The following is a 21,213-nucleotide window of genomic DNA, read 5'->3' as shown; positions in this document are numbered from 1 at the left end:
TCTGGCTGTACAGAAATGTCAGGGTTTAGCTTCTGCGCAGTATTCACCGTTCAGATGTTAAGTTTTGTTAAGGTTCCCGCAGTCCTGTGTTGTCACCCGCTCACAAAAAATCCCCGTCATCATGGTGGCGAACGGTCACGGTGAGTGTCAAAAAACAGCAAGTCTGAAAAGCAGATATCCCGTTGATTACAGGCGATTTTAAAAGTGAATAGCGTGTTTCTGCAAAATGTTAAATCTCACGGAAAAGAGGGGATCACCCTGATTTTAAAGGAATAACGCATTCCGTTTTTCGTGAGCACATACGGACTTTGATCAAAAAGCGGCATTTTTTGCTTAATTTTTCGCAAAGATTCAGTTTTCAGATTTGAGGAAGAAAATCGAATAAGGCCAGAGCTGGCGCTGTGTTCAGGGATTCGGACAGTGAGACTGAAAACGTAAAATATGTGCATGTGTAAACCGCAGGCGGGTGCGGTGTAGTGCCGTTTCCGTGGGCGGCAGGGTGTTTTCAGCGTAATGGTTAAGAAACCCCAACCGCAGGAAGTCGGGTACATATCCCGGAGAGGGAAAACACAGCAGGGAGCGGATACGGTGCGTACGTGCAGAATGCAGGTTCAGGCTCTCTTACGCCTCCTCGCTCACTCGGTCGCTGCGCTCCTGACGTTCGGCTGCGGCGGGCGTGACATACGCTCACACAACAAGCTCAGGGGTTATCCACAGATTCAGGGGATAACCCACCACAAAACATGTGCGCAAAGAGAGAAGGGACGTAAGAGGCTGCGCCGGTGGCGTTTTTCCATAGGCTCCGCCCTCCTGCCAGAGTTCACATAAACAGACGCTTTTCCGGTGCATCTGTGGGAGCCGAAGCTCAACCATGAATCCGACAGTACGGGCGAAACCCGACAGGACTTAAAGATGCCGGTGATTTCTCTCCGGCGGCTCCCTCTTGCGCTCTCCTGTTCCCGCCATACGGTCTACGTGTTGTGGTGGAAGCCTTACCCAAATCACCACGCCCCCGTTCCGGTTAGGCAGTTCGCTCCAAGCTGGGCTGTATGCAAGAACTCCCCGTTCAGCCCGACTGCTGCGCCTTACCCGGTAACTGTTCACTTGAGTCCAACCCGGAAAAGCACGCTAAAACGCCACTGGCAGCAGCCACTGGTAACAGGAGGTATACGAGAGAGATATTTAGAGAGGTCTTGAAGTATGTGCCTGACTGCGGCTACACTGAAAGAACTGTTTTGGTTTCTGCGGTCTCGTATACCCAGTTACCTACGGAAGCAAGAGTTGGTAGCTCTGAACTCCGGCAAACGAACCACCGTTGGTAGCGGTGGTTTTTTTGTTTACAGGGCGAGAGATTACGCGCAGAAAAAAAGGATCTCAAGAAGATCCTTTTTCCATTTCAGCATTTAACCAATCCTAGACCCAAAAAATCCTGAATAGAAATAGTATTTAAGCCCTAAATTTTTACTGTCACTTACACTCATTAGAGGCGACTTATCAATACATCTTGCTTTAACGGTCATATCGTCGAAGCACAGTACTTCTTCGGTATAAAACATTAAAGTATCCCCTTCTGGCTCAGTGCGATAACCATTACCAAAGTCGTGAATGTATACATCATAGAATTTATACCCCTCATAGACTTTGTATTTTGGTACCCCATATTTCAGTTCTATCATGTCCTTATTGGCTTCCCACCAAGCTATCTGACGGCTTTTCAGGTACGGAAAATGCCTGACCAAGATAGTATTACCGTCATGCACGGCCACAATCTCAACCGGCGTCAGGGACTGCCAGAGCAGATAGCAACCGGCCACCGCCGCAACAACGCTCGCTATCAGCAGCTTATTCACCGCGCCTCCCGCTGATTTCCACGGTCGCATTCATCTCGGTGATAAATGGCTTATATCCGTAAAGATCCCAGCGCTGGAGCACGAACCACAGCCGAAAAATACGGAACTGCCTGAACAGGTCGTTCTGAACATCGGCATCATCAAGCCCGAAGTGATCCTGAACCCGGTAGTGCACCATTGCCCTGTAGCTGTCGCCCGTCACCTCCAGCGATTCCAGCGTGATATGCGTCGACCAGGTATCATGAACTGTAATCACCAGCCCGTTTGTGTTGTCGAGCGCCCGATTAAACTTCGGTAAAACAACACCATCTTTCCCAATACCATCTCGGAACGATGACTCAAAAACTAATGGTATATATCCATAGTCATAATCTATCGATTTTTTAATAGTGTTGTTGATACTCAACAAAGAACTTTGCTCAGAATGGTCATTCAAAATCTGCTCTTTCAGCGCCCTGTCCAGTAGCGGACTGCTGTAAGGCTTCCCGCTGTTGCCCTCCATGTGGGTGATCATCTCCGTGATGACGTTCCTGTATGGCCCCTGAAACGAGAACAGCTTCGCCAGCTCCCTGAACTCGTCAAACATCAGGTGCGCGGCCTCTTCCCTGCTGACTGACGGCATCGGTTTTGGCTGAAAATCAGGGTGTACATACGGCGAGGAGAACGCAAAAGGGTCTGCCGGATCTTTCAGTTTCAGCGTCCACGGATTGACCTTCATCGAAACCTCGTCAACATTCAGCCGGAAAGTATTTCTCAGCGTCAGTACGTCCAGGTCGCCGCAGTGCATGTCCTTCGCGTCGTAGTCATCCATGATGCGCTGCGTGGTATAGATCCGCGCCGGAAGCGGCAGCGGTTCAGGAGGCGTTTTTGCCGGAGTCTCCGCTGAAGACTGCGCTTTCGCCACCTGCGCGTGCTGCTCAGGCTCTGAACTGGCTGACGCTCTTTCAGGCTCCTGATAAGGCCCGTGTGACATAAACGTATGGGTGGGGATGAAAAAAGCCTTACACGGACAGGTAGAACGGCTGTAGAGCGTGCTGGCGGCTAATTGCCCGTGAACAATATCACCGGCGTATCCTCCCACCACGCTGTAGACACCGGGGTGCTGACCACAGGACACCTGACAGCCCACAGTTGCCTGTCTGTTTAGATTTGGGCCAATCTGCCTCCCCTTCGGGTGTCCGGTCAGCACTGAACCCCCGCATGTCGTTTTATCGCCTTTCACAATCCAGAAGCCTGTCGCCATTTTTTTAAATCCTTAAGTTTCAGAGTGCAGCTCCGCCCGAATGAGGGACCGGACATGTCATAAGATCCGTTGTACGCCACGCATGAAAAAGCCCGCTGTAGCGGGCTTTAATCGTAGACTTCGCGTCGATGGCCGATGGTGGCCGCAAGGATAACCAGCTCGTCATCCCGGATTTCACACAAGATGCGATAATCTCCGACACGATAACGCCAGAACACCCCCAACTCCCCTTTGAGCGGCTTACCTGACTGCCGGGGATCGGCAGAAACAGCGATGCGTGAATCCATAAAATCCACAATCCGTCGTTCGGTCTGTTTGTCCATCTTACGTAACGATTTGAGCGCCCGATCCGAATAGTTAATCATCCAGACCAAGTGACTTCCTCACGTCTTCAGACGAATGCACTGCTTCATCACCACGGCGAACGCGTGCAGCAGTTTCTGCTGAAAGATAATAATCCTCCAGGTCTTCCAGATGCGCCAGTATCGCTTCCCGCGCATAGAACGTTTTCGTTCTCCCGGTCTGTTTCGCCAGAGAATCCAGACGAGCTTCAATATCACCAGACAACCTGATAGCTAACATACACCCTCCCACAACGCTATACATGTATAGCACCACAAGTCAACAAAAAAGGCCAGAAAAAATTGACTTACAAAGCCACCAGATTAAAATACACGCAAGCAGAAGAAGTTCCCAATAGGAACAATTCATTCCCCATTAATTTTATTCAGTTTGGGAACGAGAAAAAATTAAACACGGTGCTAAAAATGGATAACCCGTCAAAAAATTCATGTTTTTCAACAATTAACCTAATAATCATAAAGGAACTTAGGTTAGAGAGAGGTGTGCACCAAGGGGTGTTGGCACAGGCCGCTGGAAAAACGCCAAACGCGTGGACAAAGATAGAGAATGGTCAGTCTGTATTGACGGTAGATGCTCTTTTTGGTGCCTGCTCAGCCCTTAATATTACCCCAGTGAGTTTTATGTCATTGGTGGAAAAGCTTATTCCAGAATTTAATCGATATGGTTACTACTTTCACCCAGGCACAATAGATCAGGAAGAAGACAGCCTTTTGCCTTTAATGCTGGCCTACTTCAACAGCAAGGGATTCGAATCATTGAAAAACAGACCATTCGATAGAATTAGCATCAGCTCAATAGGATACCCATTTTTAGGCACAGCTCCTATTGTTCCGACCGCTGTAAGGTACTGTTGTGATACAGACTTCAGAACTTGGGTCAATAACGGCGCTGAACCTAACTATCAAGCCTTATCAACAATAGGTTATTAGAAGCACTAGCGCGCATAAAACCCGCGCACATGAAAAAAGGGAACGCACAGTGACAACGGTTATCGATAAATACGAATGGCACGTCCGCAGGATGATTGAGGTTCAGAAGGAGCCAGATGCTGACGTTCTGGTGTTGCTTGAGCTGGTAGAAAAACTGCGGGTGAACACGCAATATTTCAGCAACCGGGATTTTCAGTCAGATGTCGATGAGTGGTTTAACATACTGACTCAGTATTATAACCACCGTGATCATCAGCTCAGAACGGCGCTGTTTTACGGGAGTCTGTATCTGTTCAGGGAAATGAAACGAAAGGAGTATCTTCACGATATCCTGATTGACAGCTCCTGCGCCAGGCTGCCTGACTAAACCATCAGGGCAGGGAGAATATCAGGCTGATATGGAGTAACCGCGCTTCAGCCGGCGCTCACACTCTGCCTCAAAATACGCCCAGGCAGCCTCTTCGCTCTCAAAGGCCACTGACGGAGCGGCTCACACCCCACAATGAAACGCGCCGTAAAGCCCACTGAAGGACGTTTAACGCCTTAACCACAAAACCCTACGCCTCACCCCAAAAAGCGCCCGGAGGCGATTACAGGCGTTTCTAGCGGGGGTGGGTTATATCCCGGAACGCGTGCGGTACAATCCGGGGCAGAACCCCACACGACACGCGGAAACGTGACCATGAACAAGCAACACGCCGCCGTACTGAACATGGCGAAATTTATCAAAACCCAGTCCCTGCTCCTGCTCGAAAAGCTGGACGGGCTTGACCTCGACGAACAGGCCAGCGAGTGCGAGCGGCTCCACGAACTCGCCGAAGCCCTGTGTGACCACCTAACCGGGGCGCTGGAGGGCAGGCCATGAGCACATCCCACAAACTCAACAAAACCGACAGGCGGCTTCTGGCCGCCATGATGGAGGCCGGGATTATCGAACAGCGCGCAAGAGAACTTATTCAGCGTCACGTTTACACCCTCACGGCCGCCGACATGAAGCATATGGTCAGCCTGATGGGCGCTGGCGCAACCCAGACGCAGGCCATGAGCGAAATTTACCAGGCACGCCGAATCAGGCTGGCCCGGAAATACCTGACTCAGCCACGGTAACGGTGGCGGTCCGGAAGGTCGCAGAATGTCTGCTGTAGGGCGGCGGGAGCCATGCCGGAAAAACGCCCCTCCCTGAGGGGGAGTGCGAAAATAATAACAACCACATGATAAATATAACATTTAGGAAAAAATGAAAGTTTTTAGCCCCCGTTAAAGCCCCCTGACGCAGAAAGTCAGGCACCTCTCCCGGACGGGGAAACACAGCAGGGGGCGGATACGGTGCGTACGTGCAGAATGCAGGTTCAGGCTCTCTTACGCCTCCTCGCTCGCCCGGTCGCTGTGCTCCTGCCGTTCGGCTGCGGCGGGCGTTACCTGCTTACACGAATGGAGAATAACGTAAGTGCTGGGAGAGCAGGAGAAGGCGGGAAAAGGATGCGGCGTTGCCGTTTTTTCCATAGGCTCCGCCCCCCTGATGAGTATCACAAAATCTGACGCTCGAATCAGTGGTGGCGAAACCCGACAGGACTTAAAGATACCAGGCGTTTCCCCCTGATGGCTCCCTCTTGCGCTTTCCTGTTCCCGTCCTGCGGCATCCGTGTTGTGGTGGAAGCATTACCCAAATCACCACGTCCCGTTCCGTTTAGACAGTTCGCTCCAAGCTGGGCTGTGTGCAAGAACCCCCCGTTCAGCCCGACTACCACGTTGTTCCGGTAACTATCATCTTGAGTCCAACCCGGAACAGACACGAAAAATCGCCAGTGGCGGTAGCCATTGGTAACTGATTTAGAGGAGGAGAGTCTTGAAGTTATGCGCCAGTTAAGGCTAAACTGAAAGAACAAGTTTTGGTGACTGCGCTCCTCCAAGCCAGTTACCTCGGTTCAAAGAGTTGGTAGCTCAGAGAACCTTCGAAAAACCGCCCTGCAAGGCGGTTTTTTCGTTTACAGAGCAAAAGATTACGCGTAGAGAAAAGGGATCTCAAGAAGAACATTTGTTAGAGGATGGCTTAGGAGTCATGATCGCGATTTGCAAATGCTGTACAACTCATCAAGCGAATAAAGTATTTCTACTTACCATTCGCCATAAAAACACCTTGCATGAAAATAAATAATTGATTTAAAAGGATTTTATAATGACAAATAGTCCGGATAGTAAAATATTGAAAAATCAGTTAAACACACAAAAAATCCGAGAGCTTATCGAAAAAAAAGTCAACGATATTAAGGGGTATACTCCTAGAGTTGCTGTTTTTGGGGTTACAGGGGTAGGGAAATCATCTCTGTGCAATGCACTTTTTGGAAAAGATCTAGCAAAGGTTAGCGATGTAGCAGCATGCACAAGAAGTACGCAAGAATTTAATATTAGCTCTAATGACTCAGAGCCTGGATTAATTCTAATAGATGTTCCCGGTGTTGGCGAGACGATTGAAAGAGATGAAGAATACTTCAAACTATATAGTAAATTAATACCAAGTCTCGATCTTGTTATTTGGGTTATAAAGGCAGATGACCGTGCCTATGCTATTGCTGAAAAAGCCTATAAAGAAATATTAAAGCCAAATTTAGATCAATGCCCTGTGATTTTTGTTATTAATCAGGTTGATAAAATAGAACCTATCTTAGATGAGAGTACAGGCATGGGGTTTTGGGATGTAGAAAAAAACCAGCCAAAACCAGAAAAAGAACTAAATATAAACAAGAAGATAAATGAGATAAGTAAGGCTTTTGGTGTTTCAACACAATATATTCAAACAGCTTCCGCAACCAGAAATTACAACATCGTAGAAACGATGGAGAAAATAATAGAGATCCTCCCAAATGGAAAAAAGTATTCACTTTACAGGGAGGCAAGCCAAAATATAAAAACAGAAAAAATGGAAGAAGCAGCCGAAAAAGGTCTTTGGGACTCGATAAAGGATTGGGCTGGTGATGCTTGGGACACAGTAAAAGACATTGCTGTTGAAGTTGCAAAATCAACTATAAAAAATTTCGGAAAGAAAGTTTTGGAATGGTTTTCGCGATGATAATCCCTAAATGACGGTAAATTTACCATAACATCCGTTATTAGCACTGCTTAAAAAAAGCCCGACGACCGAAAGGTTGACGAGCTTTTCTTAGAAAGGTTATTACTGTCCAATCAGAGCCAAAGAAGAAAACCACTTAGAGTTATTCTTCAACGCATCATCAAGCTCATCCCACGTAATGTTATCCGCAGTATTTCCGCCTTTTACCTTCTCATTGATGATGATTTTCAGTTTATCAATGTTATCTTTTTTCTTTGAAAATTTATTACGATATAACCAATCTTCCAGCTCGTACTCTTGCTCTTTACTGGTATTAACAAACTTATAATCGGACTTGCTCATACGGAAATTTCCTTATAATTCATAAAAATAAACGAGCGAAAATTAGCCCGCGCTATCTATATGGGTACTTCCTTCGTATTTATCAATAGGACGCCTATTTACCATAACATCTGTTACAGGCACCGCCAAAACGCGCTCAGGGCGATTTAAGGCCGAAGCCGATGAAAACCACAGCCTGCACTGCAAAAACGCGGCAGAAACGCGCTGGTGAATTTTACGGGGTATGCATGGCTATGCACGTAACTGCATGCCGGTCTATCTGGAAGAAAACAACGGACATAAGCGCCATTTTCTCACTTCAGCTTCTGTCTGCACACTACGGGTATATACTCACAATATTCAGATGAGGAGATCCCGATGAAACACAGAGTCAGCGTTACCGTGGACAAAGAGCACTATCAGGCATTACACGCCGCAGGCGTGAATATTTCCGGGCTGGTGAATGCCGCTATCAGCCGGGAAGCCCGACGCATAAAGGCCGAACGCTGGAAAGCAGAGAACCGCGAAGGCATGGAGGAAGTGGCGAACTACATCGCGCAGCACGGCTCCTTTGCCGACGAAAACCGGAGCTGGTGACATGCAGTTTACGGTCTATGAATATACGCGTGAGAGCCATTACCGGCTGTTTGTGGATGTACAGAGCGACATTATCGAAACGCCAGGGCGACGCATGGTGATCCCCCTGCTGGAATCCCGCCACTTCTCACAGAAGGTTAACCGCCAGTTATTCCCGGTGGTCATTATCAACGGCACAGAGTACCGGGCAATGACCACCGAATTATCCGGCGTTCCGGCCAGCCTGACCGGCGACGCAGTGGCCGATCTCAGCCATGATGCCGAAGCCATTAAAAACGCCCTTAACCTGATTTTCTGGGGTATCTGAGGGAAACGGTGAACGGGAGCGCAATTCATTGCGTGGTCGTCACCGGCCGGACAAGCGCAGTGCGTCAGTCTTTTACGGGCGTAATGGCCTCAATGATCATCTCCATCGTGAAGCCGCGACTTTGCAGAAACCGCATCTGCCGTGCTTTCTCCTTCGGGTCTGACGGCAGAGCATCACCAAACTTTTTACGGCGGCTTTCAGAGGCCATGGCAAACCAGTCAGCCGCAGTATCGCCAAGCGCACTTTCAGCGACGCTCTGTTCAATCCCCTTCTGCCTGAACTCCATCCTGATACGGGACGGGCCATACTCCTTACGCAGAAAGCGAGACAGCAGATTTTCAGCAAGACGGCGGTCATCGATATACCCGGACTCCAGAAGACGCAGCAGAGCCGCTTCCACCGTCATAACGTCATCCGTCATCGTATGCAGAACCCTGCGCATTTCGCCATGACTGTAGTCCTTTCTGGCAAGCAGGGTCACGGCGTGCTCATACAGTGCTTCAGGTGTCATTTCGTCCCTTTTTTCTGTTCAGGTATCGCGTGACGGTCGGCCACCGCGATGTGTTGCTCTTTTGTCGCGTCTTTCAGGTGCGACGCCGGAAGGTGGAGCGTTTAAACATAACACCCGTCACCAGACGCGTGAATGGCGTAATCAGACCATCGCGCAGGCATGAGTCCCGCTAAATCGTCCTGATAGCGCATTTAATTTTCTTGATGTGAAAGACAAATACAGCGACAAACATCTTGATTTAAAAGTATTTTTTTATTCGCTAAATCAAAATGGGTACAACCATGGGTACAACAAAAATCAAAGTGCTCTGCTTTTTAGCTCGCTTTTTGAACTACGAAACTTTCGTAGCCTCCACAAAACCTTGTTGTAATCTTGCTGTAATCTTGCCGTAAAACCTTACCGTAACCTTACCGTTGGCGTGATAGCCATTTTCTTATTGTATGATAGTGCCATCCCACAATAAGGAATCAGCCAGCCATGAGAATGACCAGCCGTAAAAAAGAGATACTCAGTTACTTCGAGCCGGATAACCTCGAATGGGTTATGGGTGAGATTGGTTCGCCTCCGCTCGATGTGTCCGGCATTGCCTACCTGCTCCACGGCATGAAGTCGTTCGACACCCGGCATCAGCTCGAATCCACCAGGCGCACGCTGGAAGCAATGGTTGCTGGTGGACTACTTGAGCGTGTGACGGTGCATGAATCGCGTCAGGTGCGTAGCGGCGGCGAGACTAACGCTACTGTCGTGCGCTACGGGCTGCCCGGTCAGTGTGCTGTAATGCGCGATACTGGCGGCGCTGATAGCGCGATTGATGGGGAGTGCGAGCGATTGGATTAGCGCCGTGGCGCTGGCTTCCTCCACTGGTATGACGGCGATTTGAGTTTCTGCATGAATCGTTCACGGTTGGCAGTGTGGCTGTTGATGAGGCGTATAATCTCCCGGCGCTCAAACGACGATAGAGCGTCAACCGCTGATCCGGTATCAGTACCGGACAGAAAGGCCGCTGCAAGCTGTTTTTTATTAACATTCATTCTGATTCCTCAAAAAAATACAGAATGGACATGTTGACGTGGATTTCACCTAAAGAAAGCCCGGATCATGTCCATTCTAAATTTAATTTTTTATATAAATATCAGCACCTTGAACCAAAGAAGTACGGACACGATTTTTTTCCTGAAAAAATCTCATATGTAGTGAATCCGTGCGAGTTTTGCACCCCCGGCGCTCTCAAATGCTGGAAAGTACCTTTTCGGAGGTGGGGGGGTTATACGGTCGCACGTCAACCCCCCTGCGTACACCGCCCGCCCCCTCATGCGCAGAAAAAATCCCCGTTCAGGGGGTATAAACATGTTTACAGGCCAGCGCTGATTGCCGCGCCATTTCTGGGCTGGCAGGGTATTAACATGTTAACAGGGGTATAAACATTTTCAGCTTTTCAGATGCCCTGCTCTGTCACTCAGAAATCCCCTTCCGCAACGGACGAAACAGAATGGGCTATCGATATTGCGCACGGCTTCGCAAGCTGTGCATCTCGCAGCCAGATTCGCAGTTCAATTCGCAGCGCGTTTCGCACCCCGGAGATCGAAGCCCAATTCGCAGCGCGGTGTTTCCGGTATCCCTTTGCTGGCAAGGGTTTGATGTGAATCGAAGTGTAACGTATCGGTTTCGCCTGCGGGAAAATGTGCGCACGATCCGCAGTCTGGCTGTACAGAAATGTCAGGGTTTAGCTTCTGCGCAGTATTCACCGTTCAGATGTTAAGTTTTGTTAAGGTTCCCGCAGTCCTGTGTTGTCACCCGCTCACAAAAAATCCCCGTCATCATGGTGGCGAACGGTCACGGTGAGTGTCAAAAAACAGCAAGTCTGAAAAGCAGATATCCCGTTGATTACAGGCGATTTTAAAAGTGAATAGCGTGTTTCTGCAAAATGTTAAATCTCACGGAAAAGAGGGGATCACCCTGATTTTAAAGGAATAACGCATTCCGTTTTTCGTGAGCACATACGGACTTTGATCAAAAAGCGGCATTTTTTGCTTAATTTTTCGCAAAGATTCAGTTTTCAGATTTGAGGAAGAAAATCGAATAAGGCCAGAGCTGGCGCTGTGTTCAGGGATTCGGACAGTGAGACTGAAAACGTAAAATATGTGCATGTGTAAACCGCAGGCGGGTGCGGTGTAGTGCCGTTTCCGTGGGCGGCAGGGTGTTTTCAGCGTAATGGTTAAGAAACCCCAACCGCAGGAAGTCGGGTACATATCCCGGAGAGGGAAAACACAGCAGGGAGCGGATACGGTGCGTACGTGCAGAATGCAGGTTCAGGCTCTCTTACGCCTCCTCGCTCACTCGGTCGCTGCGCTCCTGACGTTCGGCTGCGGCGGGCGTGACATACGCTCACACAACAAGCTCAGGGGTTATCCACAGATTCAGGGGATAACCCACCACAAAACATGTGCGCAAAGAGAGAAGGGACGTAAGAGGCTGCGCCGGTGGCGTTTTTCCATAGGCTCCGCCCTCCTGCCAGAGTTCACATAAACAGACGCTTTTCCGGTGCATCTGTGGGAGCCGAAGCTCAACCATGAATCCGACAGTACGGGCGAAACCCGACAGGACTTAAAGATGCCGGTGATTTCTCTCCGGCGGCTCCCTCTTGCGCTCTCCTGTTCCCGCCATACGGTCTACGTGTTGTGGTGGAAGCCTTACCCAAATCACCACGCCCCCGTTCCGGTTAGGCAGTTCGCTCCAAGCTGGGCTGTATGCAAGAACTCCCCGTTCAGCCCGACTGCTGCGCCTTACCCGGTAACTGTTCACTTGAGTCCAACCCGGAAAAGCACGCTAAAACGCCACTGGCAGCAGCCACTGGTAACAGGAGGTATACGAGAGAGATATTTAGAGAGGTCTTGAAGTATGTGCCTGACTGCGGCTACACTGAAAGAACTGTTTTGGTTTCTGCGGTCTCGTATACCCAGTTACCTACGGAAGCAAGAGTTGGTAGCTCTGAACTCCGGCAAACGAACCACCGTTGGTAGCGGTGGTTTTTTTGTTTACAGGGCGAGAGATTACGCGCAGAAAAAAAGGATCTCAAGAAGATCCTTTTTCCATTTCAGCATTTAACCAATCCTAGACCCAAAAAATCCTGAATAGAAATAGTATTTAAGCCCTAAATTTTTACTGTCACTTACACTCATTAGAGGCGACTTATCAATACATCTTGCTTTAACGGTCATATCGTCGAAGCACAGTACTTCTTCGGTATAAAACATTAAAGTATCCCCTTCTGGCTCAGTGCGATAACCATTACCAAAGTCGTGAATGTATACATCATAGAATTTATACCCCTCATAGACTTTGTATTTTGGTACCCCATATTTCAGTTCTATCATGTCCTTATTGGCTTCCCACCAAGCTATCTGACGGCTTTTCAGGTACGGAAAATGCCTGACCAAGATAGTATTACCGTCATGCACGGCCACAATCTCAACCGGCGTCAGGGACTGCCAGAGCAGATAGCAACCGGCCACCGCCGCAACAACGCTCGCTATCAGCAGCTTATTCACCGCGCCTCCCGCTGATTTCCACGGTCGCATTCATCTCGGTGATAAATGGCTTATATCCGTAAAGATCCCAGCGCTGGAGCACGAACCACAGCCGAAAAATACGGAACTGCCTGAACAGGTCGTTCTGAACATCGGCATCATCAAGCCCGAAGTGATCCTGAACCCGGTAGTGCACCATTGCCCTGTAGCTGTCGCCCGTCACCTCCAGCGATTCCAGCGTGATATGCGTCGACCAGGTATCATGAACTGTAATCACCAGCCCGTTTGTGTTGTCGAGCGCCCGATTAAACTTCGGTAAAACAACACCATCTTTCCCAATACCATCTCGGAACGATGACTCAAAAACTAATGGTATATATCCATAGTCATAATCTATCGATTTTTTAATAGTGTTGTTGATACTCAACAAAGAACTTTGCTCAGAATGGTCATTCAAAATCTGCTCTTTCAGCGCCCTGTCCAGTAGCGGACTGCTGTAAGGCTTCCCGCTGTTGCCCTCCATGTGGGTGATCATCTCCGTGATGACGTTCCTGTATGGCCCCTGAAACGAGAACAGCTTCGCCAGCTCCCTGAACTCGTCAAACATCAGGTGCGCGGCCTCTTCCCTGCTGACTGACGGCATCGGTTTTGGCTGAAAATCAGGGTGTACATACGGCGAGGAGAACGCAAAAGGGTCTGCCGGATCTTTCAGTTTCAGCGTCCACGGATTGACCTTCATCGAAACCTCGTCAACATTCAGCCGGAAAGTATTTCTCAGCGTCAGTACGTCCAGGTCGCCGCAGTGCATGTCCTTCGCGTCGTAGTCATCCATGATGCGCTGCGTGGTATAGATCCGCGCCGGAAGCGGCAGCGGTTCAGGAGGCGTTTTTGCCGGAGTCTCCGCTGAAGACTGCGCTTTCGCCACCTGCGCGTGCTGCTCAGGCTCTGAACTGGCTGACGCTCTTTCAGGCTCCTGATAAGGCCCGTGTGACATAAACGTATGGGTGGGGATGAAAAAAGCCTTACACGGACAGGTAGAACGGCTGTAGAGCGTGCTGGCGGCTAATTGCCCGTGAACAATATCACCGGCGTATCCTCCCACCACGCTGTAGACACCGGGGTGCTGACCACAGGACACCTGACAGCCCACAGTTGCCTGTCTGTTTAGATTTGGGCCAATCTGCCTCCCCTTCGGGTGTCCGGTCAGCACTGAACCCCCGCATGTCGTTTTATCGCCTTTCACAATCCAGAAGCCTGTCGCCATTTTTTTAAATCCTTAAGTTTCAGAGTGCAGCTCCGCCCGAATGAGGGACCGGACATGTCATAAGATCCGTTGTACGCCACGCATGAAAAAGCCCGCTGTAGCGGGCTTTAATCGTAGACTTCGCGTCGATGGCCGATGGTGGCCGCAAGGATAACCAGCTCGTCATCCCGGATTTCACACAAGATGCGATAATCTCCGACACGATAACGCCAGAACACCCCCAACTCCCCTTTGAGCGGCTTACCTGACTGCCGGGGATCGGCAGAAACAGCGATGCGTGAATCCATAAAATCCACAATCCGTCGTGCGGTCTGTTTGTCCATCTTACGTAACGATTTGAGCGCCCGATCCGAATAGTTAATCATCCAGACCAAGTGACTTCCTCACGTCTTCAGACGAATGCACTGCTTCATCACCACGGCGAACGCGTGCAGCAGTTTCTGCTGAAAGATAATAATCCTCCAGGTCTTCCAGATGCGCCAGTATCGCTTCCCGCGCATAGAACGTTTTCGTTCTCCCGGTCTGTTTCGCCAGAGAATCCAGACGAGCTTCAATATCACCAGACAACCTGATAGCTAACATACACCCTCCCACAACGCTATACATGTATAGCACCACAAGTCAACAAAAAAGGCCAGAAAAAATTGACTTACAAAGCCACCAGATTAAAATACACGCAAGCAGAAGAAGTTCCCAATAGGAACAATTCATTCCCCATTAATTTTATTCAGTTTGGGAACGAGAAAAAATTAAACACGGTGCTAAAAATGGATAACCCGTCAAAAAATTCATGTTTTTCAACAATTAACCTAATAATCATAAAGGAACTTAGGTTAGAGAGAGGTGTGCACCAAGGGGTGTTGGCACAGGCCGCTGGAAAAACGCCAAACGCGTGGACAAAGATAGAGAATGGTCAGTCTGTATTGACGGTAGATGCTCTTTTTGGTGCCTGCTCAGCCCTTAATATTACCCCAGTGAGTTTTATGTCATTGGTGGAAAAGCTTATTCCAGAATTTAATCGATATGGTTACTACTTTCACCCAGGCACAATAGATCAGGAAGAAGACAGCCTTTTGCCTTTAATGCTGGCCTACTTCAACAGCAAGGGATTCGAATCATTGAAAAACAGACCATTCGATAGAATTAGCATCAGCTCAATAGGATACCCATTTTTAGGCACAGCTCCTATTGTTCCGACCGCTGTAAGGTACTGTTGTGATACAGACTTCAGAACTTGGGTCAATAACGGCGCTGAACCTAACTATCAAGCCTTATCAACAATAGGTTATTAGAAGCACTAGCGCGCATAAAACCCGCGCACATGAAAAAAGGGAACGCACAGTGACAACGGTTATCGATAAATACGAATGGCACGTCCGCAGGATGATTGAGGTTCAGAAGGAGCCAGATGCTGACGTTCTGGTGTTGCTTGAGCTGGTAGAAAAACTGCGGGTGAACACGCAATATTTCAGCAACCGGGATTTTCAGTCAGATGTCGATGAGTGGTTTAACATACTGACTCAGTATTATAACCACCGTGATCATCAGCTCAGAACGGCGCTGTTTTACGGGAGTCTGTATCTGTTCAGGGAAATGAAACGAAAGGAGTATCTTCACGATATCCTGATTGACAGCTCCTGCGCCAGGCTGCCTGACTAAACCATCAGGGCAGGGAGAATATCAGGCTGATATGGAGTAACCGCGCTTCAGCCGGCGCTCACACTCTGCCTCAAAATACGCCCAGGCAGCCTCTTCGCTCTCAAAGGCCACTGACGGAGCGGCTCACACCCCACAATGAAACGCGCCGTAAAGCCCACTGAAGGACGTTTAACGCCTTAACCACAAAACCCTACGCCTCACCCCAAAAAGCGCCCGGAGGCGATTACAGGCGTTTCTAGCGGGGGTGGGTTATATCCCGGAACGCGTGCGGTACAATCCGGGGCAGAACCCCACACGACACGCGGAAACGTGACCATGAACAAGCAACACGCCGCCGTACTGAACATGGCGAAATTTATCAAAACCCAGTCCCTGCTCCTGCTCGAAAAGCTGGACGGGCTTGACCTCGACGAACAGGCCAGCGAGTGCGAGCGGCTCCACGAACTCGCCGAAGCCCTGTGTGACCACCTAACCGGGGCGCTGGAGGGCAGGCCATGAGCACATCCCACAAACTCAACAAAACCGACAGGCGGCTTCTGGCCGCCATGATGGAGGCCGGGATTATCGAACAGCGCGCAAGAGAACTTATTCAGCGTCACGTTTACACCCTCACGGCCGCCGACATGAAGCATATGGTCAGCCTGATGGGCGCTGGCGCAACCCAGACGCAGGCCATGAGCGAAATTTACCAGGCACGCCGAATCAGGCTGGCCCGGAAATACCTGACTCAGCCACGGTAACGGTGGCGGTCCGGAAGGTCGCAGAATGTCTGCTGTAGGGCGGCGGGAGCCATGCCGGAAAAACGCCCCTCCCTGAGGGGGAGTGCGAAAATAATAACAACCACATGATAAATATAACATTTAGGAAAAAATGAAAGTTTTTAGCCCCCGTTAAAGCCCCCTGACGCAGAAAGTCAGGCACCTCTCCCGGACGGGGAAACACAGCAGGGGGCGGATACGGTGCGTACGTGCAGAATGCAGGTTCAGGCTCTCTTACGCCTCCTCGCTCGCCCGGTCGCTGTGCTCCTGCCGTTCGGCTGCGGCGGGCGTTACCTGCTTACACGAATGGAGAATAACGTAAGTGCTGGGAGAGCAGGAGAAGGCGGGAAAAGGATGCGGCGTTGCCGTTTTTTCCATAGGCTCCGCCCCCCTGATGAGTATCACAAAATCTGACGCTCGAATCAGTGGTGGCGAAACCCGACAGGACTTAAAGATACCAGGCGTTTCCCCCTGATGGCTCCCTCTTGCGCTTTCCTGTTCCCGTCCTGCGGCATCCGTGTTGTGGTGGAAGCATTACCCAAATCACCACGTCCCGTTCCGTTTAGACAGTTCGCTCCAAGCTGGGCTGTGTGCAAGAACCCCCCGTTCAGCCCGACTACCACGTTGTTCCGGTAACTATCATCTTGAGTCCAACCCGGAACAGACACGAAAAATCGCCAGTGGCGGTAGCCATTGGTAACTGATTTAGAGGAGGAGAGTCTTGAAGTTATGCGCCAGTTAAGGCTAAACTGAAAGAACAAGTTTTGGTGACTGCGCTCCTCCAAGCCAGTTACCTCGGTTCAAAGAGTTGGTAGCTCAGAGAACCTTCGAAAAACCGCCCTGCAAGGCGGTTTTTTCGTTTACAGAGCAAAAGATTACGCGTAGAGAAAAGGGATCTCAAGAAGAACATTTGTTAGAGGATGGCTTAGGAGTCATGATCGCGATTTGCAAATGCTGTACAACTCATCAAGCGAATAAAGTATTTCTACTTACCATTCGCCATAAAAACACCTTGCATGAAAATAAATAATTGATTTAAAAGGATTTTATAATGACAAATAGTCCGGATAGTAAAATATTGAAAAATCAGTTAAACACACAAAAAATCCGAGAGCTTATCGAAAAAAAAGTCAACGATATTAAGGGGTATACTCCTAGAGTTGCTGTTTTTGGGGTTACAGGGGTAGGGAAATCATCTCTGTGCAATGCACTTTTTGGAAAAGATCTAGCAAAGGTTAGCGATGTAGCAGCATGCACAAGAAGTACGCAAGAATTTAATATTAGCTCTAATGACTCAGAGCCTGGATTAATTCTAATAGATGTTCCCGGTGTTGGCGAGACGATTGAAAGAGATGAAGAATACTTCAAACTATATAGTAAATTAATACCAAGTCTCGATCTTGTTATTTGGGTTATAAAGGCAGATGACCGTGCCTATGCTATTGCTGAAAAAGCCTATAAAGAAATATTAAAGCCAAATTTAGATCAATGCCCTGTGATTTTTGTTATTAATCAGGTTGATAAAATAGAACCTATCTTAGATGAGAGTACAGGCATGGGGTTTTGGGATGTAGAAAAAAACCAGCCAAAACCAGAAAAAGAACTAAATATAAACAAGAAGATAAATGAGATAAGTAAGGCTTTTGGTGTTTCAACACAATATATTCAAACAGCTTCCGCAACCAGAAATTACAACATCGTAGAAACGATGGAGAAAATAATAGAGATCCTCCCAAATGGAAAAAAGTATTCACTTTACAGGGAGGCAAGCCAAAATATAAAAACAGAAAAAATGGAAGAAGCAGCCGAAAAAGGTCTTTGGGACTCGATAAAGGATTGGGCTGGTGATGCTTGGGACACAGTAAAAGACATTGCTGTTGAAGTTGCAAAATCAACTATAAAAAATTTCGGAAAGAAAGTTTTGGAATGGTTTTCGCGATGATAATCCCTAAATGACGGTAAATTTACCATAACATCCGTTATTAGCACTGCTTAAAAAAAGCCCGACGACCGAAAGGTTGACGAGCTTTTCTTAGAAAGGTTATTACTGTCCAATCAGAGCCAAAGAAGAAAACCACTTAGAGTTATTCTTCAACGCATCATCAAGCTCATCCCACGTAATGTTATCCGCAGTATTTCCGCCTTTTACCTTCTCATTGATGATGATTTTCAGTTTATCAATGTTATCTTTTTTCTTTGAAAATTTATTACGATATAACCAATCTTCCAGCTCGTACTCTTGCTCTTTACTGGTATTAACAAACTTATAATCGGACTTGCTCATACGGAAATTTCCTTATAATTCATAAAAATAAACGAGCGAAAATTAGCCCGCGCTATCTATATGGGTACTTCCTTCGTATTTATCAATAGGACGCCTATTTACCATAACATCTGTTACAGGCACCGCCAAAACGCGCTCAGGGCGATTTAAGGCCGAAGCCGATGAAAACCACAGCCTGCACTGCAAAAACGCGGCAGAAACGCGCTGGTGAATTTTACGGGGTATGCATGGCTATGCACGTAACTGCATGCCGGTCTATCTGGAAGAAAACAACGGACATAAGCGCCATTTTCTCACTTCAGCTTCTGTCTGCACACTACGGGTATATACTCACAATATTCAGATGAGGAGATCCCGATGAAACACAGAGTCAGCGTTACCGTGGACAAAGAGCACTATCAGGCATTACACGCCGCAGGCGTGAATATTTCCGGGCTGGTGAATGCCGCTATCAGCCGGGAAGCCCGACGCATAAAGGCCGAACGCTGGAAAGCAGAGAACCGCGAAGGCATGGAGGAAGTGGCGAACTACATCGCGCAGCACGGCTCCTTTGCCGACGAAAACCGGAGCTGGTGACATGCAGTTTACGGTCTATGAATATACGCGTGAGAGCCATTACCGGCTGTTTGTGGATGTACAGAGCGACATTATCGAAACGCCAGGGCGACGCATGGTGATCCCCCTGCTGGAATCCCGCCACTTCTCACAGAAGGTTAACCGCCAGTTATTCCCGGTGGTCATTATCAACGGCACAGAGTACCGGGCAATGACCACCGAATTATCCGGCGTTCCGGCCAGCCTGACCGGCGACGCAGTGGCCGATCTCAGCCATGATGCCGAAGCCATTAAAAACGCCCTTAACCTGATTTTCTGGGGTATCTGAGGGAAACGGTGAACGGGAGCGCAATTCATTGCGTGGTCGTCACCGGCCGGACAAGCGCAGTGCGTCAGTCTTTTACGGGCGTAATGGCCTCAATGATCATCTCCATCGTGAAGCCGCGACTTTGCAGAAACCGCATCTGCCGTGCTTTCTCCTTCGGGTCTGACGGCAGAGCATCACCAAACTTTTTACGGCGGCTTTCAGAGGCCATGGCAAACCAGTCAGCCGCAGTATCGCCAAGCGCACTTTCAGCGACGCTCTGTTCAATCCCCTTCTGCCTGAACTCCATCCTGATACGGGACGGGCCATACTCCTTACGCAGAAAGCGAGACAGCAGATTTTCAGCAAGACGGCGGTCATCGATATACCCGGACTCCAGAAGACGCAGCAGAGCCGCTTCCACCGTCATAACGTCATCCGTCATCGTATGCAGAACCCTGCGCATTTCGCCATGACTGTAGTCCTTTCTGGCAAGCAGGGTCACGGCGTGCTCATACAGTGCTTCAGGTGTCATTTCGTCCCTTTTTTCTGTTCAGGTATCGCGTGACGGTCGGCCACCGCGATGTGTTGCTCTTTTGTCGCGTCTTTCAGGTGCGACGCCGGAAGGTGGAGCGTTTAAACATAACACCCGTCACCAGACGCGTGAATGGCGTAATCAGACCATCGCGCAGGCATGAGTCCCGCTAAATCGTCCTGATAGCGCATTTAATTTTCTTGATGTGAAAGACAAATACAGCGACAAACATCTTGATTTAAAAGTATTTTTTTATTCGCTAAATCAAAATGGGTACAACCATGGGTACAACAAAAATCAAAGTGCTCTGCTTTTTAGCTCGCTTTTTGAACTACGAAACTTTCGTAGCCTCCACAAAACCTTGTTGTAATCTTGCTGTAATCTTGCCGTAAAACCTTACCGTAACCTTACCGTTGGCGTGATAGCCATTTTCTTATTGTATGATAGTGCCATCCCACAATAAGGAATCAGCCAGCCATGAGAATGACCAGCCGTAAAAAAGAGATACTCAGTTACTTCGAGCCGGATAACCTCGAATGGGTTATGGGTGAGATTGGTTCGCCTCCGCTCGATGTGTCCGGCATTGCCTACCTGCTCCACGGCATGAAGTCGTTCGACACCCGGCATCAGCTCGAATCCACCAGGCGCACGCTGGAAGCAATGGTTGCTGGTGGACTACTTGAGCGTGTGACGGTGCATGAATCGCGTCAGGTGCGTAGCGGCGGCGAGACTAACGCTACTGTCGTGCGCTACGGGCTGCCCGGTCAGTGTGCTGTAATGCGCGATACTGGCGGCGCTGATAGCGCGATTGATGGGGAGTGCGAGCGATTGGATTAGCGCCGTGGCGCTGGCTTCCTCCACTGGTATGACGGCGATTTGAGTTTCTGCATGAATCGTTCACGGTTGGCAGTGTGGCTGTTGATGAGGCGTATAATCTCCCGGCGCTCAAACGACGATAGAGCGTCAACCGCTGATCCGGTATCAGTACCGGACAGAAAGGCCGCTGCAAGCTGTTTTTTATTAACATTCATTCTGATTCCTCAAAAAAATACAGAATGGACATGTTGACGTGGATTTCACCTAAAGAAAGCCCGGATCATGTCCATTCTAAATTTAATTTTTTATATAAATATCAGCAC

28 protein-coding genes are annotated in these 21,213 nt (G+C 48.9%); 16 read left to right on the top strand and 12 right to left on the bottom strand.

The window, feature by feature from the left end:
* Nucleotides 1-1,403 precede the first annotated feature (1,403 nt).
* The 4 genes from OVA10_RS23865 to relB (OVA10_RS23850) all read right to left on the bottom strand — a co-directional run bounded on the left by OVA10_RS23865 (nt 1,404) and on the right by relB (OVA10_RS23850) (nt 3,675).
* Nucleotides 1,404-1,850, bottom strand: a complete 447-nt coding sequence (locus tag OVA10_RS23865) for a DUF943 family protein (RefSeq protein ID WP_268197054.1) — start codon at nt 1,848-1,850, stop codon at nt 1,404-1,406.
* On the bottom strand, nt 1,843-3,093 hold the full coding sequence (locus tag OVA10_RS23860) for a PAAR domain-containing protein (RefSeq protein WP_268197053.1): 1,251 nt from the start codon (nt 3,091-3,093) through the stop codon (nt 1,843-1,845). The genes OVA10_RS23865 and OVA10_RS23860 overlap by 8 nt, the downstream gene beginning before the upstream one ends.
* Nucleotides 3,094-3,200: 107 nt before the next feature.
* Complete coding sequence (locus OVA10_RS23855) at nt 3,201-3,458, bottom strand: type II toxin-antitoxin system RelE family toxin (RefSeq protein ID WP_268197056.1); 258 nt, start codon at nt 3,456-3,458, stop codon at nt 3,201-3,203.
* A complete protein-coding gene (gene relB / locus OVA10_RS23850) occupies nt 3,451-3,675 on the bottom strand; it encodes a type II toxin-antitoxin system RelB family antitoxin (RefSeq protein WP_268197052.1) in 225 nt (74 codons plus the stop codon). Before relB (OVA10_RS23850) ends, OVA10_RS23855 begins: the two co-directional genes overlap by 8 nt.
* Before the next feature lie 62 nt (nt 3,676-3,737).
* Between relB (OVA10_RS23850) and OVA10_RS23845 the strand changes: the two genes are divergently transcribed.
* From OVA10_RS23845 to OVA10_RS23825, 5 genes are all read left to right on the top strand, one after another.
* Nucleotides 3,738-4,385, top strand: coding sequence for a helix-turn-helix domain-containing protein (locus OVA10_RS23845; protein WP_268197051.1), 648 nt, complete (start codon nt 3,738-3,740; stop codon nt 4,383-4,385).
* A gap of 49 nt (nt 4,386-4,434) precedes the next feature.
* Entirely contained in the window at nt 4,435-4,752 is a 318-nt protein-coding gene (locus OVA10_RS23840) for a hypothetical protein (RefSeq protein WP_268197050.1), read from the top strand.
* A 315-nt stretch (nt 4,753-5,067) separates the two neighbouring features.
* Nucleotides 5,068-5,250, top strand: a complete 183-nt coding sequence (locus OVA10_RS23835) for a Rop family plasmid primer RNA-binding protein (RefSeq protein WP_268197049.1) — start codon at nt 5,068-5,070, stop codon at nt 5,248-5,250.
* Nucleotides 5,247-5,492 carry a hypothetical protein gene (locus OVA10_RS23830; RefSeq protein ID WP_202666599.1) on the top strand — a complete coding sequence of 82 codons (246 nt, stop codon included), beginning with the start codon at nt 5,247-5,249 and terminating at the stop codon, nt 5,490-5,492. Before OVA10_RS23835 ends, OVA10_RS23830 begins: the two co-directional genes overlap by 4 nt.
* Before the next feature lie 1,069 nt (nt 5,493-6,561).
* Nucleotides 6,562-7,452 (top strand): GTPase family protein, encoded by an 891-nt coding sequence (locus tag OVA10_RS23825; protein ID WP_268197048.1) that lies wholly within the window; start codon nt 6,562-6,564, stop codon nt 7,450-7,452.
* 102 nt (nt 7,453-7,554) lie between these two features.
* On the opposite strand, the gene OVA10_RS23820 is transcribed toward OVA10_RS23825, so the two are convergent.
* A complete protein-coding gene (locus OVA10_RS23820; RefSeq protein WP_268197047.1) occupies nt 7,555-7,794 on the bottom strand; it encodes a hypothetical protein in 240 nt (79 codons plus the stop codon).
* 357 nt (nt 7,795-8,151) lie between these two features.
* On the opposite strand from OVA10_RS23820, the gene ccdA (OVA10_RS23815) reads away from it, so the two are divergent.
* Nucleotides 8,152-8,370, top strand: a complete 219-nt coding sequence (gene ccdA / locus OVA10_RS23815) for a type II toxin-antitoxin system antitoxin CcdA (protein ID WP_268197046.1) — start codon at nt 8,152-8,154, stop codon at nt 8,368-8,370.
* Nucleotide 8,371: 1 nt separating this feature from the next.
* Nucleotides 8,372-8,677, top strand: a complete 306-nt coding sequence (ccdB, locus tag OVA10_RS23810) for a type II toxin-antitoxin system toxin CcdB (RefSeq protein WP_268197045.1) — start codon at nt 8,372-8,374, stop codon at nt 8,675-8,677.
* Between the two features lie 64 nt (nt 8,678-8,741).
* Here the strand turns inward: ccdB (OVA10_RS23810) and OVA10_RS23805 are convergent, their stop codons facing one another.
* Nucleotides 8,742-9,188 carry a regulatory protein RecX gene (locus OVA10_RS23805; RefSeq protein ID WP_268197044.1) on the bottom strand — a complete coding sequence of 149 codons (447 nt, stop codon included), beginning with the start codon at nt 9,186-9,188 and terminating at the stop codon, nt 8,742-8,744.
* Between the two features lie 477 nt (nt 9,189-9,665).
* On the opposite strand from OVA10_RS23805, the gene OVA10_RS23800 reads away from it, so the two are divergent.
* Nucleotides 9,666-10,025, top strand: a complete 360-nt coding sequence (locus OVA10_RS23800; protein ID WP_268197043.1) for a hypothetical protein — start codon at nt 9,666-9,668, stop codon at nt 10,023-10,025.
* Nucleotides 10,026-12,289: 2,264 nt separating this feature from the next.
* On the opposite strand, the gene OVA10_RS23795 is transcribed toward OVA10_RS23800, so the two are convergent.
* The 4 genes from OVA10_RS23795 to relB (OVA10_RS23780) form a co-directional block, all read right to left on the bottom strand.
* Nucleotides 12,290-12,736, bottom strand: coding sequence for a DUF943 family protein (locus OVA10_RS23795; protein ID WP_268197054.1), 447 nt, complete (start codon nt 12,734-12,736; stop codon nt 12,290-12,292).
* Nucleotides 12,729-13,979 (bottom strand): PAAR domain-containing protein, encoded by a 1,251-nt coding sequence (locus OVA10_RS23790; RefSeq protein ID WP_268197053.1) that lies wholly within the window; start codon nt 13,977-13,979, stop codon nt 12,729-12,731. The genes OVA10_RS23795 and OVA10_RS23790 overlap by 8 nt, the downstream gene beginning before the upstream one ends.
* A gap of 107 nt (nt 13,980-14,086) precedes the next feature.
* Nucleotides 14,087-14,344: a type II toxin-antitoxin system RelE family toxin gene (locus OVA10_RS23785; protein WP_268197055.1), complete on the bottom strand. Its 258-nt coding sequence runs from the start codon at nt 14,342-14,344 to the stop codon at nt 14,087-14,089.
* On the bottom strand, nt 14,337-14,561 hold the full coding sequence (relB, locus tag OVA10_RS23780; protein ID WP_268197052.1) for a type II toxin-antitoxin system RelB family antitoxin: 225 nt from the start codon (nt 14,559-14,561) through the stop codon (nt 14,337-14,339). The genes OVA10_RS23785 and relB (OVA10_RS23780) overlap by 8 nt, the downstream gene beginning before the upstream one ends.
* A gap of 62 nt (nt 14,562-14,623) precedes the next feature.
* Between relB (OVA10_RS23780) and OVA10_RS23775 the strand changes: the two genes are divergently transcribed.
* From OVA10_RS23775 to OVA10_RS23755, 5 genes are all read left to right on the top strand, one after another.
* Complete coding sequence (locus OVA10_RS23775) at nt 14,624-15,271, top strand: helix-turn-helix domain-containing protein (RefSeq protein WP_268197051.1); 648 nt, start codon at nt 14,624-14,626, stop codon at nt 15,269-15,271.
* Nucleotides 15,272-15,320: 49 nt separating this feature from the next.
* Nucleotides 15,321-15,638, top strand: a complete 318-nt coding sequence (locus OVA10_RS23770) for a hypothetical protein (protein WP_268197050.1) — start codon at nt 15,321-15,323, stop codon at nt 15,636-15,638.
* 315 nt (nt 15,639-15,953) lie between these two features.
* Nucleotides 15,954-16,136 (top strand): Rop family plasmid primer RNA-binding protein, encoded by a 183-nt coding sequence (locus OVA10_RS23765; RefSeq protein ID WP_268197049.1) that lies wholly within the window; start codon nt 15,954-15,956, stop codon nt 16,134-16,136.
* Nucleotides 16,133-16,378 (top strand): hypothetical protein, encoded by a 246-nt coding sequence (locus OVA10_RS23760; protein WP_202666599.1) that lies wholly within the window; start codon nt 16,133-16,135, stop codon nt 16,376-16,378. Before OVA10_RS23765 ends, OVA10_RS23760 begins: the two co-directional genes overlap by 4 nt.
* Nucleotides 16,379-17,447: 1,069 nt before the next feature.
* Nucleotides 17,448-18,338, top strand: a complete 891-nt coding sequence (locus OVA10_RS23755) for a GTPase family protein (protein WP_268197048.1) — start codon at nt 17,448-17,450, stop codon at nt 18,336-18,338.
* A gap of 102 nt (nt 18,339-18,440) precedes the next feature.
* On the opposite strand, the gene OVA10_RS23750 is transcribed toward OVA10_RS23755, so the two are convergent.
* Nucleotides 18,441-18,680 (bottom strand): hypothetical protein, encoded by a 240-nt coding sequence (locus OVA10_RS23750; RefSeq protein WP_268197047.1) that lies wholly within the window; start codon nt 18,678-18,680, stop codon nt 18,441-18,443.
* Nucleotides 18,681-19,037: 357 nt separating this feature from the next.
* Here OVA10_RS23750 and ccdA (OVA10_RS23745) point away from each other — a divergent pair, with 357 nt between their 5' ends.
* Nucleotides 19,038-19,256, top strand: a complete 219-nt coding sequence (gene ccdA, locus OVA10_RS23745) for a type II toxin-antitoxin system antitoxin CcdA (RefSeq protein WP_268197046.1) — start codon at nt 19,038-19,040, stop codon at nt 19,254-19,256.
* 1 nt (nt 19,257) lies between these two features.
* Complete coding sequence (gene ccdB, locus OVA10_RS23740) at nt 19,258-19,563, top strand: type II toxin-antitoxin system toxin CcdB (RefSeq protein ID WP_268197045.1); 306 nt, start codon at nt 19,258-19,260, stop codon at nt 19,561-19,563.
* Nucleotides 19,564-19,627: 64 nt separating this feature from the next.
* On the opposite strand, the gene OVA10_RS23735 is transcribed toward ccdB (OVA10_RS23740), so the two are convergent.
* The gene (locus OVA10_RS23735) at nt 19,628-20,074 is read right to left on the bottom strand and encodes a regulatory protein RecX (protein ID WP_268197044.1); all 447 of its coding nucleotides are present in this window, start codon (nt 20,072-20,074) and stop codon (nt 19,628-19,630) included.
* Between the two features lie 477 nt (nt 20,075-20,551).
* Here OVA10_RS23735 and OVA10_RS23730 point away from each other — a divergent pair, with 477 nt between their 5' ends.
* Nucleotides 20,552-20,911 (top strand): hypothetical protein, encoded by a 360-nt coding sequence (locus OVA10_RS23730; RefSeq protein WP_268197043.1) that lies wholly within the window; start codon nt 20,552-20,554, stop codon nt 20,909-20,911.
* The last annotated feature ends 302 nt before the right edge of the window (nt 20,912-21,213 follow it).

Source organism: Lelliottia sp. SL45, assembly GCF_026672535.1.
GTDB classification, from domain to species: Bacteria; Pseudomonadota; Gammaproteobacteria; order Enterobacterales; family Enterobacteriaceae; genus Enterobacter; species Enterobacter nimipressuralis.
Note: the sequence above shows the minus strand (reverse complement) of the source record. Positions and strands in the feature narration are given on the sequence as shown.

Bases quoted from the DNA above. Each gene is read 5' to 3' on its own strand.
- OVA10_RS23860 (WP_268197053.1), bottom strand. From the start codon at position 3,093: ATGGCGACAGGCTTCTGGATTGTGAAAGGCGATAAAACGACATGCGGG.
- OVA10_RS23855 (WP_268197056.1), bottom strand. From the start codon at position 3,458: ATGATTAACTATTCGGATCGGGCGCTCAAATCGTTACGTAAGATGGAC.
- relB (WP_268197052.1), bottom strand. From the start codon at position 3,675: ATGTTAGCTATCAGGTTGTCTGGTGATATTGAAGCTCGTCTGGATTCT.
- OVA10_RS23835 (WP_268197049.1), top strand. From the start codon at position 5,068: ATGAACAAGCAACACGCCGCCGTACTGAACATGGCGAAATTTATCAAA.
- OVA10_RS23830 (WP_202666599.1), top strand. From the start codon at position 5,247: ATGAGCACATCCCACAAACTCAACAAAACCGACAGGCGGCTTCTGGCC.
- OVA10_RS23825 (WP_268197048.1), top strand. From the start codon at position 6,562: ATGACAAATAGTCCGGATAGTAAAATATTGAAAAATCAGTTAAACACA.
- OVA10_RS23820 (WP_268197047.1), bottom strand. From the start codon at position 7,794: ATGAGCAAGTCCGATTATAAGTTTGTTAATACCAGTAAAGAGCAAGAG.
- ccdA (WP_268197046.1), top strand. From the start codon at position 8,152: ATGAAACACAGAGTCAGCGTTACCGTGGACAAAGAGCACTATCAGGCA.
- ccdB (WP_268197045.1), top strand. From the start codon at position 8,372: ATGCAGTTTACGGTCTATGAATATACGCGTGAGAGCCATTACCGGCTG.
- OVA10_RS23805 (WP_268197044.1), bottom strand. From the start codon at position 9,188: ATGACACCTGAAGCACTGTATGAGCACGCCGTGACCCTGCTTGCCAGA.
- OVA10_RS23800 (WP_268197043.1), top strand. From the start codon at position 9,666: ATGAGAATGACCAGCCGTAAAAAAGAGATACTCAGTTACTTCGAGCCG.
- OVA10_RS23790 (WP_268197053.1), bottom strand. From the start codon at position 13,979: ATGGCGACAGGCTTCTGGATTGTGAAAGGCGATAAAACGACATGCGGG.
- OVA10_RS23785 (WP_268197055.1), bottom strand. From the start codon at position 14,344: ATGATTAACTATTCGGATCGGGCGCTCAAATCGTTACGTAAGATGGAC.
- relB (WP_268197052.1), bottom strand. From the start codon at position 14,561: ATGTTAGCTATCAGGTTGTCTGGTGATATTGAAGCTCGTCTGGATTCT.
- OVA10_RS23765 (WP_268197049.1), top strand. From the start codon at position 15,954: ATGAACAAGCAACACGCCGCCGTACTGAACATGGCGAAATTTATCAAA.
- OVA10_RS23760 (WP_202666599.1), top strand. From the start codon at position 16,133: ATGAGCACATCCCACAAACTCAACAAAACCGACAGGCGGCTTCTGGCC.
- OVA10_RS23755 (WP_268197048.1), top strand. From the start codon at position 17,448: ATGACAAATAGTCCGGATAGTAAAATATTGAAAAATCAGTTAAACACA.
- OVA10_RS23750 (WP_268197047.1), bottom strand. From the start codon at position 18,680: ATGAGCAAGTCCGATTATAAGTTTGTTAATACCAGTAAAGAGCAAGAG.
- ccdA (WP_268197046.1), top strand. From the start codon at position 19,038: ATGAAACACAGAGTCAGCGTTACCGTGGACAAAGAGCACTATCAGGCA.
- ccdB (WP_268197045.1), top strand. From the start codon at position 19,258: ATGCAGTTTACGGTCTATGAATATACGCGTGAGAGCCATTACCGGCTG.
- OVA10_RS23735 (WP_268197044.1), bottom strand. From the start codon at position 20,074: ATGACACCTGAAGCACTGTATGAGCACGCCGTGACCCTGCTTGCCAGA.
- OVA10_RS23730 (WP_268197043.1), top strand. From the start codon at position 20,552: ATGAGAATGACCAGCCGTAAAAAAGAGATACTCAGTTACTTCGAGCCG.